Source organism: Pseudomonas sp. LTGT-11-2Z (assembly GCF_003691445.1).
GTDB classification, from domain to species: Bacteria; Pseudomonadota; Gammaproteobacteria; order Pseudomonadales; family Pseudomonadaceae; genus Aquipseudomonas; species Aquipseudomonas monteilii.
Genome location: NZ_CP033104.1, coordinates 948231 through 964557, shown reverse-complemented (window position 1 = coordinate 964557; position 16327 = coordinate 948231). Strand labels below are relative to the sequence as shown.

Genomic DNA, 16327 nt, shown 5'->3' with positions numbered 1-16327 from the left:
GGGCAGTTGATGTCGACACTCAATCCCCCATACAACCTCACGCCCCATCACGCTAAGTATTTCGCTTGGGAGCTGACGCGCCGCCGTGCAGCCAGCGAAGAAGACCGCCTTTCTCAGTCGCTGTTCGACGCCAGTGTCGATCTCAACCCACATCAGATTGATGCCTCACTTTTTGCCCTGCAAAACCCTCTGAGTAAAGGTGTGATGCTGGCTGACGAAGTTGGCTTGGGCAAAACAATTGAAGCGGCCTTGGTTTTGGGGCAGATCTGGGCCGAGCGCCGCCGTCGCCTCTTGATCATCTGCCCTGCGGCACTGCGTAAGCAATGGGCGCAGGAACTTTCCGAAAAATTCAATTTGCCCACCCAGGTGTTGGATGCCCGCACTTGGAAACAGCTTCGCCAGACGGGGATCTACGATCCATTTGCTCGCGACATTATCAGTATCATGTCGTTCCACTTTGCCGCGCGTATGGAAGAGCACCTGAGCAATATTCCCTGGGATTTAGTCGTTATCGATGAAGCCCACAAGCTGCGTAATGCCCACCGAAAAAGCAACGAGACAGGGCAATCTCTCAAACGCTCACTGGCCGGGCGACGCAAGCTTTTGCTAACGGCCACTCCGCTGCAGAACTCACTCATGGAGCTGTACGGTCTCAGTTCTCTGATTGACGAGGAAATCTTCGGTGATGAGCGCAGCTTTCGCGCCCAGTACAACAACACGGATGGCGACCTCGCAGCTTTGCGCCGCCGTTTGCAGGCGTTTATCAAGCGCACCCTGCGTAGAGATGTTCTGGAGTACGTGCCTTATACCCAGCGCCATGCGCTGACCACGCCATTTACCCCGAGCGACGACGAGCAGCGGCTTTACGACCTCATCTCCACGTATCTGCACCGCGACTTCAGCTACGGCTTCCCACAGCGTCAGAAGCATCTAGTATCTCTTATCCTACGCAAGCTGCTGGCCTCATCAACGGAAGCTGTCGTCGCCACACTGCAAGCCATCAAAGCACGCCTGCAGAAACTGTTGGACCGCCAAAGCATCGATGAGGAATGGTTCGAGCACCTGATTGAAGAGGAAGACCTGGAGGAGGACCTTCTTGAGGAAACGGAAGGCTCAGCCGATTACGATGTTCATGACTCAGCCAATAAGCTCGATTTCGAACTGCTGAGCAAGGAGATCGCCGAGCTCGACCTTTATATCGAAATCGCTCATAGCATTCGTGAAGATCAAAAATCCGTCGCCCTGCTGAACGCCTTGGAGCAAGGCTTCGTACGCATGTCCGCTATGGGCGCACCGCGTAAAGCTGTGATCTTCACCGAATCCCGCCGCACCCAGGAATACCTGGCTCGCTTTCTTGAAGCTCATGGGCACGCTGGCAAGGTTGTTACCTTCAGCGGTGGAAATCAGGGTGAAGCCGCGACCGGCATCTATCAGCGCTGGCTGGCTCGTTACCATGGCAGCGACCGTATCACTGGCTCCCCCGCCATCGACCGTCGTACAGCGCTGATTGACCACTTCCGCGATAACGCTGAAATTCTGATTGCCACCGAGGCTGCTGCTGAAGGTGTGAACCTGCAGTTCTGCTCCCTGGTGGTGAACTACGACCTGCCCTGGAACCCCCAGCGCGTAGAGCAACGCATTGGTCGCTGCCATCGCTACGGGCAGCGTTTCGACGTAGTGGTGATCAACTTCCTCAACCAACGCAATGCCGCAGACCAGCGTGTACTGGAGCTACTGCAAGACAAGTTTCATCTTTTCGATGGTGTTTTCGGTGCGTCTGACCAAGTGCTTGGCAGGATCGAAGCCGGTATCGACTTTGAGAAACGCATTGCCGAAATTTACGACTGCTGCCGCACACCCCAAGAGATCAATTCCGCTTTTGCCACTCTGCGCGCCGAACTGGATGCTGATATTCAGGCACGCATGCTAGAAACCGAAAAGCTCCTGCTGGAAAATTTCGATGCCGATATCCACAACTTGCTCAAAACCCACAAAGAGCGCGCTGAAAGCCAGCTAGACCGAATCACGCGTCTGTTTTGGCAACTGACCAAGTACATCCTCGCAGAGCAAGCCAGGTTCGACAGCAACCTACTGACCTTCGACCTCAGCCTACCGCCCCTCTCCCAGATCCCAACCGGGCACTACCAGCTCATTCGCAAGGGCGAGCTGGCAAAACAAGTCCAGATTGAAAACACTCGAATCTACCGCCTGACGCATCCACTGGGTGAATACGTACTCGATCAGGGACGTAATGCTCCTGCCCCCACAGCCACTCTGCGCTTCAGTTATGCGCAATGGCTGGAAGGCCGAAACCCGCGCATAAGCGTCATCGAGCAGTTGGTCGGTCAGCAGGGCTGGCTGCAGCTTAATTTGCTGGAGCTCGACAGCTTTCAGCGTGAGGAACATCTGGTATTTACCGCCATGGCCGATAGCGGCGAGTTGCTCGATCAGGAAACCTGCGAGAAACTCTTCCAACTGTTCGCTAGCGCCGAGCCAACGAACAGCACCCCGCCGGATGATCTGCATGGCAACGCCCGTCGCCAGATCGATGCAGCGCTGAGCCAAGCGCTAGAGCAGAACGACAAGTTTTTCCAGCAAGAACGCGAAAAACTGGACGCCTGGGCCGAAGACCGCATCCTCGCCGCCGAGCAAGCCCTGCAAGACACCAAGCTCAAGCTCAAAGGTCTAAAGCGGCAAGCTCGTTCCGCCCAGAGCATGGACGAGGCACGCCGCTTACAGGACGACATCCGCAAGGTGGAAGGCGAGCAACGCCGGCAACGCCAGGAGATCTTTGCAGTGGAGGACGAGATAGAAGCTCGCCGCGATGCCCTTATCGAGGCCTTGGAAAAGCGCCTGCATCGTGCCAGCCGCACCCAAACACTGTTCACTGTGCGCTGGGCCGTGAGCTAACACGTCGCTTAAAAGCCATCTCAAGAACACGTTGTGCGTACATGTCGCCGCCAGCGACACGAGAGTAAAACATGTCGCTGAAACTAAAAAAATGCGACACGTGATCCGCACATGTTTACACTGTCGCCACGAAAAGGGCGCTCATCAGAGCGCCCTTGCTTTAGATGGATACCTCAAGGATCAGGATCGCATCCATGACCGCATCCCCCCTCACCTGGCAGGCCGACAGGCCCTATAACCAGCTGCCGCCTCTGCCACCTGAAGCCGAATTAGAAACCCGTGCAGTGCTCAAGCGTTGTATCGAGGCCCGCGCAGCCTTGGCCGAATTGAAACAGGCGGCCGAGCTGATCCCCAATCAAACGGTGCTGATCAACACCATCCCGTTGCTGGAAGCCAAGGACAGCTCGGAAATCGAAAGTATCGTCACCACCACGGATTTGCTCTTTCAGCACGCCCAGGATGGCGACAACCATGCCGATCCCGCGACCAAGGAAGCCCTGCGCTACCGCAAGGCCCTCCATCATGGCTACCAGTCCCTGGCCGAGCGCCCACTTTCCACCGGCACGGCAGTCGAGATCTGCCGCACGCTCAAGGGCGTAAACATGGATATACGCCGGGTGCCGGGCACACAGCTGGCCAACGACCGCACCGGAGAAATCATCTACACCCCACCGGAGGGTGAAGACCGTTTGCGCGATCTGCTCGCCAACTGGGAGCGCTTTCTGCACAACGAAACGGAGCTAGACCCACTGGTACGTATGGCTGTGGGTCACTACCAGTTCGAGGCCATCCACCCGTTCACCGATGGGAATGGCCGCACCGGGCGCGTGCTCAACACACTGTATCTGATCCACGAAGGTCTGCTGAATCTGCCGATTCTCTACCTCAGCCGCTACATCATCGCCCACCGAGCCGACTACTACCGCCTGCTGCTGGATGTCACCCGCGAACACGCCTGGGAGCCCTGGCTGCTGTACATGCTCAGTGGTGTGGAAGAAACCGCTCGCTGGACCACTGCCAAAATTGCCGCCATCCGCAGCCTGTCCGAGCACACCACCCAGTTTGTTCGCGAACAGCTGCCGAAAACCTATTCCCGCGAGCTGGTAGACGTGATTTTCGAGCAGCCCTACTGCCGCATCAGCAACGTCGTCGATAAACAGATTGCCCAGCGTCAAGCCGCCTCCCGCTACCTCAAAGAGCTAGTCGCCATCGGCGTCCTACAAGAGGTGCAGGTCGGCAAGGAAAAACTCTTTATCCATCCCAAGCTGATGCAACTACTGATTCGTGACAGCAACGACTTCAAGCCCTACGCCTGACCTTTTTTGAGAAGTACCTATGAGCAAGCAAAAAGACCAATTTATCGCCCTGCTGGGCGAGCTCTTCCAGCTAAACCAGCCTGAGCTCGACTTCGGCCTGTATCGCATCCTTCACGCCCGTAGTGCACAGATCAAAACCTTTATCGATACCGAGCTGGGTAGCGAGATCGATGCCCACTTTGCCGGCCAATCGCAAAGCAACGCTCATGACGCGTTAGAAGCCGCCCGCGTAAAAGTCGCCGAGACCCTCGGGGAGGACGCCTTCCTGCCCACGGGTGAACTGAAACCTGAATATCGCGGCACCAAGGTTGGCAAGGAGTTCGAGCTGGCCCAGCAGCACGCCCGGGATGGCGGCGGTGTACTGGCTGACGATGCCCAGGTGTACGAACACCTTTACCGCTTCTTCAGCCGCTACTATGACAAAGGCGACTTCATGTCGAAGCGCTACTTCGTAGCCGAAAACGACAGCCGCGCAGCGCCCTATGCCGTGCCCTACGATGGTCGGGAAGTCATGTTGCACTGGGCCAACAAGGACCAGTACTACATCAAGTCCAGTGAAGCCCTCAGCAACTTCACCTTCGACCTCACCGCAGCCCAGGCCAAGGAGCAGGGCCCGCAAAGCGGATTTGATTTCCAGCCAGCGGCCAAAGAGCCGCTGAAGGTACATTTCCGCCTGGCCGCAGCAGCAGAAGGCGAACACAACAACGTCAAGGAAGGCCAAGAGCGCTTCTTCATTATCCACGCGGCACAACCGCTGAAGCTGGAGACCAACGATAAAGGGCTACCAGAACTCATCGTCCAGTTCGATTATCGCCCCGATAGCATGAAGACTGGCCAAGCCGGTACCTGGCAGCAGAAGCGTCTGGTGGAGGCCGAACAAGTTGTAGCCGAGCAACTGGCTAACCTGGTATTCCCTCACCCAGAGCTGCGCGCCTTCGAGCAGCCGCTGTTTGCTCCAGCTCCCACTGACAAGCAGCCGAACCGTACACTGCTGGGCAAATACCTGGGGCAGTTCACGGCGCGCAATACCATGGACTACTTCATCCATAAGAACCTCGGAGGTTTCCTTCGGCGCGAGCTGGACTTTTATATCAAGAACGAGATCATCCGCCTCGACGATATTGAAGCAGCCGATGCCCCCCGCGTGGATGAATACCTGAAAAAACTGCGCGTTTTGCGCAAAATTGCACGGCGTATTATCGATTTTCTCGCCCAGCTTGAAGACTTTCAGAAAAAGCTATGGCTCAAGAAAAAATTTGTTGTCGAGACTCAATATTGCATCACCCTGGATCGGATCCCCGAAAGCTTCTATCCAGAAATTGCAGCTAATGAGCAGCAGCGGGAAGAGTGGGTAAAATTATTTGCCATTGATGGTATCAAGGCAGATATGGCACAGCCAGGTTACAGCACGCCTCTAACTGTAGATTTTTTGCGTGCCAACCCGTTCCTGACCCTGGACACTCGTTTTCTACACGAGGATACAAAAGAGAAGCTGCTTGCGAGCTTGGTTGACCTTGATGAAAACTGTAGCGGCATTCTGTTAAACGGCGACAACTTCCAAGCATTGAGCCTTGCACAAACCCGCTTAAACAAGCAGATAAAATCCGTATATATCGACCCACCCTACAATACAGACGCTGGGCCTATTGCATACAAGAATGGTTACCGCAGTTCATCTTGGTGCTCACTTATGGCAGACCGGCTTGCGATTACTCCGCCCCTGATGAGCGTCGACGGTGTTTTATGTGCCACAATTGATGATTACCAACAACGTGAGCTTAGCTATCTCATTGAACAGCAGTTTGGACAAGATAATCTGCTTGGTACCATTGCGGTTCGCATCAACCCGTCTGGCCGCCCAGTGCCAAGCGGTCTAGCGCAAGCACATGAATATGCCATTTTCGCCAGAAATACCTCAGCGGGCGAACTAGAAAAACTTCCACGTAGCGAGAAACAATCCGCACGCTACAAACAGGAAGATGAAAGTGGTAATTTTATGTGGGAACTCTTTAGGAAAAGAGGCTCAAACTCAGAGCGAAAGGATCGTCCATCACTCTTCTATCCACTATACGTACTGGGTGAGTCTATACGTGCGCCCAAGATGAGCTGGAACGAAGACAAAAGAGCATGGGTAGATATAGACCCCCAAAACAAGGCGAAGTAGTTGTCTACCCGCTTGACGACTCCGGCAGTGAAAGAACTTGGAGAGGAAAGCCCAGCAACGTAGAGGGCGCACCCGAAAACTACAAAGCAAAAACTAACAATGATGGCAGTATCATTGTCTACTATAAATTTCGCCCAGGCTCAGATGGTGTACTTCCTCCGACCAACTGGACTGATGCTAAGTACTCGGCAACTGAGCATGGCACAGGTGTATTAAAACACTTCTTTACTGGCGTAAGTCCATTTACCTACCCAAAGTCAATCTATGCAGTAGAAGACTGCCTCCGTGTTTCAGGACTAGGAGGATCACAATATGCGCTTGATTATTTTGGCGGTTCAGGAACAACTGGACATGCCGTAATAAACCTCAATAGAGAAGATCGCGGAAGCCGAAAATACGTCTTAGTTGAAATGGGTGCTCATTTCGATACAGTTCTTAAGCCTCGCATTCAAAAAGCGGCCTATTCCAAAGACTGGAGCGAAGGAAAACCCGTATCTCGGGAAGGCATTAGCCATTGCCTGAAATATATTCGACTGGAATCTTTCGAAGACACCTTGAATAATCTGCAACTACCCGAAACACCTCATCTGAACACCAGCACTTCAGAGTCCGTTGAGATGAATCGGGACTACCTCCTGAAATACTGGCTTGAGTTCGAAACCGCAGGCAGTCCGAGCCTACTCAATGTTCGAGAATTCACTGACCCCACCTCCTACAAACTCAAGGTCAAGCAGCCTGGCAGCGATGCCCAAGTGGAGAAGACCATCGATCTGATGGAAACCTTCAACTGGCTGATCGGACTGCATGTCGCTCACCTCGACCAGCCGCGTCGCTATGCCATTGAGCTGGTACGTGAGGCCGACCCAGAACTACCCAAAGACCAAGACACGCGCTGGCTCTCCACCGCCATCAAGGAGCGTGACGATGGCGAGTTCTGGTTCCGTGCCGTGGAAGGTCACATCCTCAGCGTACCTGGGGACGATCTTTCACGCGAACGTGTACTGGTGATCTGGCGCAAGCTGACCGGCGATTCCGGTCGCGATCAGGCCGCCCTCGAGGCCTGGTTGAACAAGCGCGGCATTAACCCGCGTGAAAGCGAGTATGCGTTCATCTACATCAACGGTAACCATGCCCTGCCCAGCGATGGCGATGCTGCCAAACGCGTGCGTCTGATCGAAGAGACCTTCGCCCAGCGTATGTGGGAGGACGCTTAAGATGGCTCGCGCCCCGCGTAAAAGCAAAGTCCAGCCACCGCTGGTAGCCAGTCACTTTCAGGATGCGTTGGTACTCAATCAATACATCATTGGCCTGTTTGGCATCGATCCGCTGGTTACTCATAAAGATGGGGGCCGCCAGGTGCGGCCGCTGGAGATCATCGCAAAATCTCTGCGCGACGCCGAGCCAGGCATCGGACCGGACGGCAAGCACCGCTTTCTGGCCAAGCTGATCTCGCACTTGCCAACCAATGCGACATTGACCCCGGTTGAACTGGAGCGTTACGACGCCAACCTTGTCACGTATACACGCACCATCAATGCCCGGCGCAAGCACAAGACAGAAATCACCTGGAAGTACTTTCAGTGGCTGACACTGCTGTTCGTTGAAGTCTACCTGGACCGCTACTTCAACGACCGTCAGGGGCTGTGTGCGGCGCTCAATGAATCCATCGAGCGCTTCAACCAGCACCATCAAGGCCAAGGTCGCGAAACCGGCATAGGCCCTTACGCTGTTGAAGACCTCAACAAGATCTGCCTGCAAAACGCTACAGGCAGCGGCAAAACGTTGCTTATGCATATGAATTTGCTGCAATTTGCCCAGCACGCGCGCGCAACCGGGCAGGCCGATGCATTCAGCCGGGTCATCGTGCTGTCGCCGAACGAACGTTTGTCTGAACAGCACGAGCGAGAGCTGCGCGAAAACGGCTTCTACCCAGAACCACTGCGCCAGGAAAGCGACCTGATCTCTCGCGGTCAAAATGCCCTTGATGTGCCATTGCTAACCGAAATCACCAAGCTGGCGGACGAACAGAAGGTCAAGCAAATGGCTGTCGACAGCTTTGGCGATGGCAACCTGCTGCTAGTCGACGAAGGCCACCGAGGCATGAGCGGCCGTGACTGGAAAAACAAGCGTGACAAGCTGGCAGCCAAAGGCTTCACCTTCGAGTACTCCGCCACCTTCAAACAGGCCGTCAAAGCAGCAAACGACCGCGTGCTGGCCGAGAGCTATGCCAAGGCCGTGCTGTTCGATTACAGCTACCGCTATTTTTATGCCGATGGCTATGGCAAGGACTACCGCATCTTCAACCTGCCTCGGGATGAGGTGGCCCACAAGGACACCTACCTGACCGCTGCCCTGCTGGGGTTTTATCAGCAACTACGCATGTTCACCGAGGCGGGTAATCGCTTCGCCGGATACAACCTGGATAAACCGTTGTGGGTCTTTGTCGGTGCCAGCGTAACCAGCCGCAAGGTCGATGAGGAAAGCGTATCGCCATCTGATGTGGCTCAGATTCTCGACTTCATTGCACGCTTTCTTATACACCGCGAAGCCTTTACCACGCTCATCCATGGCGTGCTCACCGGCAATAGCCAGCACACCGGCTTGGTCGATGCACAAGGCCACGATATCTTCGTGCAGTCCTTCCCCTACCTGAAGGGGCTGAAGCAAAGCGCAGCGCAGTTCTATTCCGACATCTGCCAGCGTCTGTTCCATGCCCCTGGCGGCGGTCATTTGGTGGTTGAGCGCGTGAAAGGTGACAGCGGCGAGTTGCTGCTGAAGGTTGGCGAATCCGACGAACCCTTCGGCGTCATCAACGTCGGCGATGCAGCGGCGCTAGCCAAGCATGTGCAGGATGAGCTGGAAGCCAAGCACTCCCTTGCAGAGGTACGCCCTAGCGAGTTTGGCGAGCCGGTATTTGGTGATGTGCATAAACCGACCTCTCCCATTCACATGCTGATCGGCTCAAAGAAATTCATCGAGGGCTGGGACTGTTGGCGGGTATCCAGCTTGGGCCTGATGCGCATGGGACAGAGCGAGGGCGCACAGATCATTCAGCTTTTCGGGCGCGGCGTGCGCCTGAAAGGTAAAGATATAAGCCTCATGCGTACAAGCCGCTATCAACCTGTGAATCCACCGCGGGATATTCACTTCCTGGAGACGCTGAACGTGTTCGGTGTGCAGGCTGACTTTATGGCGACTTTCCGCGATTTTCTAGAAAGCGAAGGCCTACCGCCGAACGATGCGCCACATGTTGAGGAAATCACCCTCAACGTCACCCACGACTTTGGCCAGAAGCTGAAGATCCTCCGCTCCAAATTCCGCAAAGACACCCAGGAGCAGTACGACTTCCGCAAACACGGACCCATCGTGGACCTCAGTATCAGAGCCCTCCCGCCCGGTTTGACCAAGGGGGGAATGCCATTGGTGGTTGATCGCTTCCCACGACTGCAAATGATCCAGGCCAAAGAGGTTATGGGCCAGGCTCCTGAGGCAGCCGATAACCCACCACGTCACTTCGATGCCTTGCGCCTGTCGATGCTCGACTGGGACAAGTTATGGTTCGATCTGGAGCGCTTCCGTCGCCAGCGACACCTGGATAACGTCATCGTAAAAGAAGAAGCGCTACGTCCACTGCTGGAGACTCCAGACTGGTATCGCGTCATGGTGCCCGCGCACTGGTGGGCACCTTCGATGGCCAATCTGCGTCACTGGCAATCGATAGCCTTCGAACTGCTCTGCGGTGCTCTGGAGCGCTGCTTCAATCACCAAAAGCGCAAATACCTCGATCCGCGCATGGAACTGGTTCTGCTCACCCGCGAGAACGAAAACCTGCCGAGTGACGACATCAACTACCAGTTAATCGTCGAGGCTACCGAGCAATACCTGATCGACGACATCAAAGCGCTGAAGGCTGAGCTCGCTCAGGTTGGCTGGCGTGATCACGGCCACGTCCAAGGCCTAAGGCTAGACGCTCACCTCTATGAGCCGCTGCTTTCCAGCGAGAAGGTGAAGATCCAGCCCGTCGGTCTCAACAAGTCCGAGTTTCAATTCGTCGAAGACTTGCGCCTCTGGCTGCTGGCCAACGAAACGAATCTTGCTGAACGTGGAGAGCGCATCTTCCTGCTGCGCAACCTGGCCAAGCAGGGCGTCGGTTTCTTTGAGGCTGGCAATTTCTACCCAGACTTCATCCTCTGGTGCCTGAAGTCGGATGGCAGTCAGCGCATCTGCTTTATCGACCCGCACGGACTGGAACACGAAGGCCCCGGTAGCGACAAGATTCAGCTCTCGCAAAACATCAAGGATTTGCAGGCGCGCCTGAATGACCCTGGGGTCACGCTGGAATCGGTCATCCTTTCACCGAGTACGAATCGCATGCGCATCCAGCACCTGTGGAGCCAGCAAGGTCTGCCCACGCCAGATCTGAATGCGCTGCATGTTTTCTTTATCGGAGAACCGGACTACATCGGCAAGGTGATGGAGATCGTTCTACTGTAATCACCTACAAAACCCAAGATGACTTCGAGCGGTTTACCCCGCGCCGAGGGATTTTCCGATCAAGTCGGAACGGGTCGTCTGACCTGTGCTGACTTGATCGGGAAAAGCATATCCGTGGGCTCAAATCCCTTCGGCACTTACTGGGCGTCCCCCCCCCCAACCATTCTGGCCGCCATCAACGTGAAGCCCACGCAACAGCATCACTTCCCCTCTGCATTCCCCCTGCCCCAGCCTTACACCCCCACAACCATGGCAAACCGCCATCAAAACAAGGTAAATTCGCCACATAAATGGCGTCAACAATCGCCACCCCGTTCAAAAAGACAAGGACGTAGCGATGCCCACCCCCAGGTACTCCCTCCTCAGGCACCTGTCCTTAAAGCACGCGCACCACTTCTCCCACAGGCGCTACTCGCAAAGCCGCATGACCGTGGATAAGGAGTAGCATCCATGCCCCAGCCTTTCCACTTCCAAAGCGCACGCTCTGCCGGCTCCAGCACCACAGAAGCCAACATCTTCATCCACGGCTACAGCGCCGGGCATACCGATGAAGACAAGCAGCTCCTGCTCGACAGAATTCCCGAGCAGCTAACGCACTACACCAACATCTTCGCGTTCTGGCCCTCGAATCATATTTTCCGGTTCGACAAATCCTCAGCCTGGAAGCTTGCAGCAGCGGGCCTGAACGCCGGCGCGGCTTTCACCGGCGGCGCCATGGGCTCTCTCGGTCTTGTGGGAACGCTCGCCAAGGACCGGATGGGCAACTTCACCCAGGCCCGCGCACGCGCGGAAAGCATGGGCGCGGCGTTGCTGGACCAGCTCCAGGAGTACCTGAACAGCCACCATCCCCACATCAAGACCATCAACCTGATCGGCCACTCGCTCGGTGGCCGGCTGGTCATCAGTACCCTGAAGAATTTCTCCAACCGGCAGCAGTTGGCCATCAACGATGTGTTGCTGATGGCAGCTGCCGTCGAGGTCACGGCCATCGAAGCACGCAAGATGCGTGGCCTGCTCCAGGGCCGATTGATCAATGCCTATTCGAAGGCAGACAAGACCCTGCTGCTGAACGTGGGTGAAACCTGCTTGGGGCGTAACGAGGTCGAGCACTTCGAAAGCATCGAGATGGACGACTTCGGCCACACCGATTACTGGGAGCGGCTGCCCGAGGTGTTGAGCAAAGCGCGCTTCAAAGCAGGCCGGCCACCTTCACCGGCGCCCGCTCAACCATCCGCTCACGCCAATAAGCCAACCCGCGTGCCTACACAACCCGCCAAAGCAAACACGATGAAACTTGAACTGAACAGCCCACGTGACGTTTACCAGCAAATCAACGATGAACTGTCACTCATCATCGCTGAGCTGAAAAATGCCTCGGACGACGAAGCCTTGAACCAGGCACGCGAAGAGGCGCTCCAACGTCTTGGCCAGCATCGCACCGCGCTGTATGAACGACTCGCCGAGCTGGAAAAGAACGCAGAGTGGAACACGTTCACCATCGCCTTCTACGGCGAAACCGGCGCGGGCAAATCCACCCTTATCGAGACCTTGCGCATCCTGCTCCAGGAGCCTGGCAAGCGGACCAGCCAGCAGGCATTCCGCAAGCTACGCGAGCAATATGGAGTCACGGAAGAAAACCTGAAGCGGCTGCAACAGGATATCGAGCAAGCCGAAGCGCGCCTTGGTGAGCTGACGCAACAGCTGAACGCCACGATGCAGCAGTTCGAACTGCCGTTCAGCGAGGCCCAAAGCGCCCTCGACCAAGCCAATGCACAAGCCAACGAGCTGACTCAACGGCTTGGCGCTGCACTTGAACAACACGAGCAAGCGCACAAGGACGCCTTAACGGCCGTAACCCGACTGCATACGCTGCTCGCCACACGCAAAAGTACCGCCTCGCTCTGGCAAACGCTCTTGGGCATGTTCAGAAAAATGCCGGAAGAGCTCGAGCTGAATGCAGCCACCGCGTCGCTGACCGAAACCACCCAAGCACGCGATAGTGCTGCCGCGACCTTTAACGCCGAACAGCAGAAGACAAGCCATGAGCGCCTTACGCTGGAACGGCAGTTGGTAGAGGTAACGACAGCACGTGACCAAGCCTGTGCGGCGCTTGCCACTCAACAGACGCAGGCAACGCAGCAACAGCAGGCGCTCGTACAACAGCGCCTTGAAAATGAAAGCCAATTAGCGGACCTGGTGGCGCAACTGCAGCTCCATGCCGATGGTGAAATCATCGGTGACGGCCAAGCCGACTACACCCGAACGACACAGCGCTATGAGTTCGAGCTGGACGGCCAGCCATTCGCGTTGCTGGACGTACCGGGTATCGAGGGTAAGGAAGGCTTGGTACTCGACCAGATTGAACGCGCCGTGCAAACCGCTCACGCCGTTTTCTATGTCACCAACCAGCCCGCCCCCCCTCAAACAGGCGATGGGCAGCATCAAGGCACACTGGAGAAAATCAAGCATCACCTGGGGGCGCAAACCGAGGTCTGGACCATTTTCAACAAGAAAATCACCAGCCCCAAGCACTCCCTGGGTAACCGACCGTTGATCTCCGACGATGAACGCATCAGCCTTGCCGGGCTTGACGAGAAGATGGGCGAACAGCTTGGCAAACACTATCAGGAGGTGTTCCCGCTAAGCGCGCTGCCAGCATTTCTCGCTTCAACCGATCACCTCGCGCCGGGGTCACAGAATGCCAAACGGCGCAGCAAAGCGCTTGAAGACTTCGGCGCTGACGAGTTGCTGGAAAAGTCACGGCTGCGCGCCTTCCTGCAACTGCTCGGCGACCGGTTAATCCATAACGGCAAAGCCAAGATCGTCCGGGCCAACTTCAACAAAGCCAATGATGTGCTTAACCAGACCACCACGACGCTTTCAGGCGTGCAGCAAACCTTGGGCGCGCTGTCGAGAAAGCTCTCTCAAGAAGAGCAAAGTGCCAAAAGCCAGCTGAGCAGTAGCTTCCAAGCGCTGAAAAAACGCTTGGAATCCAGTGGCGAAACCTTGATCGACAAGTTCGCCAGCAACGTGCGTAACAGTGTGTATGCGCAGATCGAAGAAAATATCAGCAACGACACTTTCAAAAGCGCCCTGACCGAAGCACTCGAAGACCAGAAGCATCAGCTGAGCGAAAAACTGCCCGACGCCGTGAACGCTGAGGTTGGCAAGTTCCAAAAGGCGGCCGAAGATATTCTCAAGCGCTTCGAAAAACATGCTCAGGAGCTGACCACAAGCTACGCAAAGCTCGGTAGCTTGCGCTTCAACGAGCATTTCAACCTCAACATAAAAATCGATAACGGCATCAAGGTCATGGGATTGCTGGCCAGCCTTGTGGGGATCGCAGCAGCACCGTTCACTGCCGGTGCCAGCCTGTGGGTCGCTGGTGGGGCAGCACTTACCTTCCTGATCGCGGTCGGCAAAGCGCTTTGGAGCGCAATCGACAAGGACTACAAGAAGTCCCAGCAGCGCCAGGCCACTGATAAAAACCTGCGCAGCGCCACCGAGCAACTGAGCGAGACGTTACGCGAGAGCCTAAATAGCGCCCTGGAGGATATGCAAAGCACGATCAAGCAACTCGACCTTGCGCTGGAAGCACCCGCCAAACAGGCTGCCAACCAGGTGAACACACTGTCTCGCTCGACCAACCGCCTGAAAATCCTCTCTCGCCAAATTGAAATCGCAGGAAATCTGTAATGGAAAACACCCTCAAGACATTCAAGGCCCAACAGACAAGTGCGCTGACGCTGCTCGACAGGCTGCAAGATTTTCTCGCACAGGGCGCACAGGCGGGTATACCGATTGACCCTGCGTTGATCGGCAAGCTGCAGAATGTCATCAACAGCATGTCCGGTGAGAAACTCAAGGTCGCGCTGATTGGCGGCTTCTCGGAAGGCAAGACCTCCATTGCGGCGGCCTGGATGGAAAAACTGGACAGGTCGAGCATGAAGATCAGCCACCAGGAGTCTTCCAATGAGGTGAAAGTCTACGAGGTCGGCGAAGACTTCGTGCTGATCGACACCCCCGGACTGTTTGGTTTCAAACAACAGGAGAATGCCGAAACGCACACCGTTGAAAAGTACAAAGACATCACCAAAAAGTACGTGAGCGAATCGCACCTGGTGCTTTACGTGATGAACTCGACCAACCCCATCAAGGAAAGCCACAAGGATGACCTGACCTGGTTGTTCCGCACCTTGGACCTTCTGCCCCGTACCGTTTTCGTCCTCAGTCGTTTCGATGAAGTTGCCGATGTAGAGGACGAGCAGGACTACCAGTCCAACCTGCAGGTAAAACGCAACAACGTGGCAGGTCGCCTTCGCGAACAGATCGGACTGACCGATCAGGAAGCAGCCGAACTGTCCATCGTCGCAGTCGCCGCGAACCCCTTCGACATGGGCGTGGAGCACTGGCTGGCCAACCTTGAGCAGTTCAAGGAGCTGTCGCATATCGCTACCTTGCAGACGGCCACCACTGGCAAGATCCAGCAGAACGGTGGCAGCGCCGCACTGGCCAACGAGATGCGCGCCAGCGTAATCCGAGACGTGCTCAACAACCAACTGCCTGTTGCCATCGAGAACGACGAGAAGGTTGCCCAGGAAGTTGGCCGGCTTGACGAACTCAACACGCGCCTGGTCAATCAACTGGCCGTGACCGGGCAGCAGATCGAAGAGGCGCGCATCAGCCTGCGCAACTTCGCCACGCGCTACTTCTCTGACTTGATCCTTCAAGCCAAAGGTTCCAGCCTGGAAACCTTCGGCGACTTTTTCGAGCGTGAGATCGGTGCTGAAGGCATCATCGTGTCGACCCGCCTGCAAAACGAATTCAGCCGCCAGACCCAGTCGATCACACTCGAAGTTGAAAAGATGCAAGTTGGCTTCGACAGCGAGGTCAACCACTTCAATACCACGGTCAAGGCGCTGGGCAAACAAGGCATCAACCATGTGCTCAAAGGCAACCTGATCAGCAACACCACGGTATTGGCCGCGCGCGATGGCATCACGACAATCGCCAAGACGGTAGGCATGGATATCGGCAAATACCTGAAGTTCAAGCCATGGGGTGCTGTGAAATTCGCCAAAGGTGCCAACGGGGCCCTGGCCTTCATAGGCGTAGCGCTCGAAGCCTGGGATAGCTGGGAGCAATACAAGCGCGAAGAGGCATTCAAGAAGTCTGTTGCGGACATCGTCAGCAACTTCGAACAACAGCGTCAGGACTTCCTTGACCTGGTGAACTCCGAAAGCTTCAAAGAAAAGTTCTTCCCCGACTACCTGCAGCTCAATTCACGCCGCCAGGAACTTCAGGCCAACGTAGATGAAAGCCGTGTCCGTCAGCAGCGGTTCCTGGCATGGCGCAATGAGGCAGAAGCCATCGACGCCGAATTCAAAAGGTTGAGCTAACCCGCCTCAGGTGCCCGCTGCATGCAGCGGGCACACTACAAGCA

7 protein-coding genes are annotated in these 16327 nt (G+C 55.8%); all 7 read left to right on the top strand.

Annotation, left to right across the window (positions count from 1 at the left end; all coding sequences use genetic code 11):
* The first annotated feature begins 9 nt into the window (after window positions 1-9).
* The 7 genes from D8767_RS04330 (at window position 10) to D8767_RS04305 (ending at window position 16283) form a co-directional block, all read left to right on the top strand.
* Window positions 10-2910: an SNF2-related protein gene (locus tag D8767_RS04330; RefSeq protein WP_122048283.1), complete on the top strand. Its 2901-nt coding sequence runs from the start codon at window positions 10-12 to the stop codon at window positions 2908-2910.
* 194 nt (window positions 2911-3104) lie between these two features.
* Window positions 3105-4226 carry a protein adenylyltransferase Fic gene (gene fic / locus D8767_RS04325; RefSeq protein WP_016712106.1) on the top strand — a complete coding sequence of 374 codons (1122 nt, stop codon included), beginning with the start codon at window positions 3105-3107 and terminating at the stop codon, window positions 4224-4226.
* A 19-nt stretch (window positions 4227-4245) separates the two neighbouring features.
* Complete coding sequence (locus tag D8767_RS29020; protein WP_208722298.1) at window positions 4246-6390, top strand: DNA methyltransferase; 2145 nt, start codon at window positions 4246-4248, stop codon at window positions 6388-6390.
* Window positions 6354-7604: a hypothetical protein gene (locus tag D8767_RS29015; RefSeq protein WP_208722299.1), complete on the top strand. Its 1251-nt coding sequence runs from the start codon at window positions 6354-6356 to the stop codon at window positions 7602-7604. Before D8767_RS29020 ends, D8767_RS29015 begins: the two co-directional genes overlap by 37 nt.
* Window position 7605: 1 nt before the next feature.
* Window positions 7606-10884, top strand: coding sequence for a DEAD/DEAH box helicase family protein (locus D8767_RS04315; RefSeq protein WP_016712108.1), 3279 nt, complete (start codon window positions 7606-7608; stop codon window positions 10882-10884).
* Window positions 10885-11334: 450 nt separating this feature from the next.
* Window positions 11335-14580, top strand: a complete 3246-nt coding sequence (locus D8767_RS04310; protein WP_016712110.1) for a DUF726 domain-containing protein — start codon at window positions 11335-11337, stop codon at window positions 14578-14580.
* Window positions 14580-16283, top strand: coding sequence for a LeoA/HP0731 family dynamin-like GTPase (locus D8767_RS04305; protein WP_016712111.1), 1704 nt, complete (start codon window positions 14580-14582; stop codon window positions 16281-16283). Before D8767_RS04310 ends, D8767_RS04305 begins: the two co-directional genes overlap by 1 nt.
* Window positions 16284-16327 lie beyond the last annotated feature (44 nt).

Excerpts from the sequence above, each read along its gene's own strand:
- D8767_RS04310 (WP_016712110.1), top strand. The coding sequence starts at position 11,335 with ATGCCCCAGCCTTTCCACTTCCAAAGCGCACGCTCTGCCGGCTCCAGC.
- D8767_RS04315 (WP_016712108.1), top strand. The coding sequence starts at position 7,606 with ATGGCTCGCGCCCCGCGTAAAAGCAAAGTCCAGCCACCGCTGGTAGCC.
- fic (WP_016712106.1), top strand. The coding sequence starts at position 3,105 with ATGACCGCATCCCCCCTCACCTGGCAGGCCGACAGGCCCTATAACCAG.
- D8767_RS29020 (WP_208722298.1), top strand. The coding sequence starts at position 4,246 with ATGAGCAAGCAAAAAGACCAATTTATCGCCCTGCTGGGCGAGCTCTTC.
- D8767_RS04305 (WP_016712111.1), top strand. The coding sequence starts at position 14,580 with ATGGAAAACACCCTCAAGACATTCAAGGCCCAACAGACAAGTGCGCTG.
- D8767_RS29015 (WP_208722299.1), top strand. The coding sequence starts at position 6,354 with ATGGGTAGATATAGACCCCCAAAACAAGGCGAAGTAGTTGTCTACCCG.
- D8767_RS04330 (WP_122048283.1), top strand. The coding sequence starts at position 10 with ATGTCGACACTCAATCCCCCATACAACCTCACGCCCCATCACGCTAAG.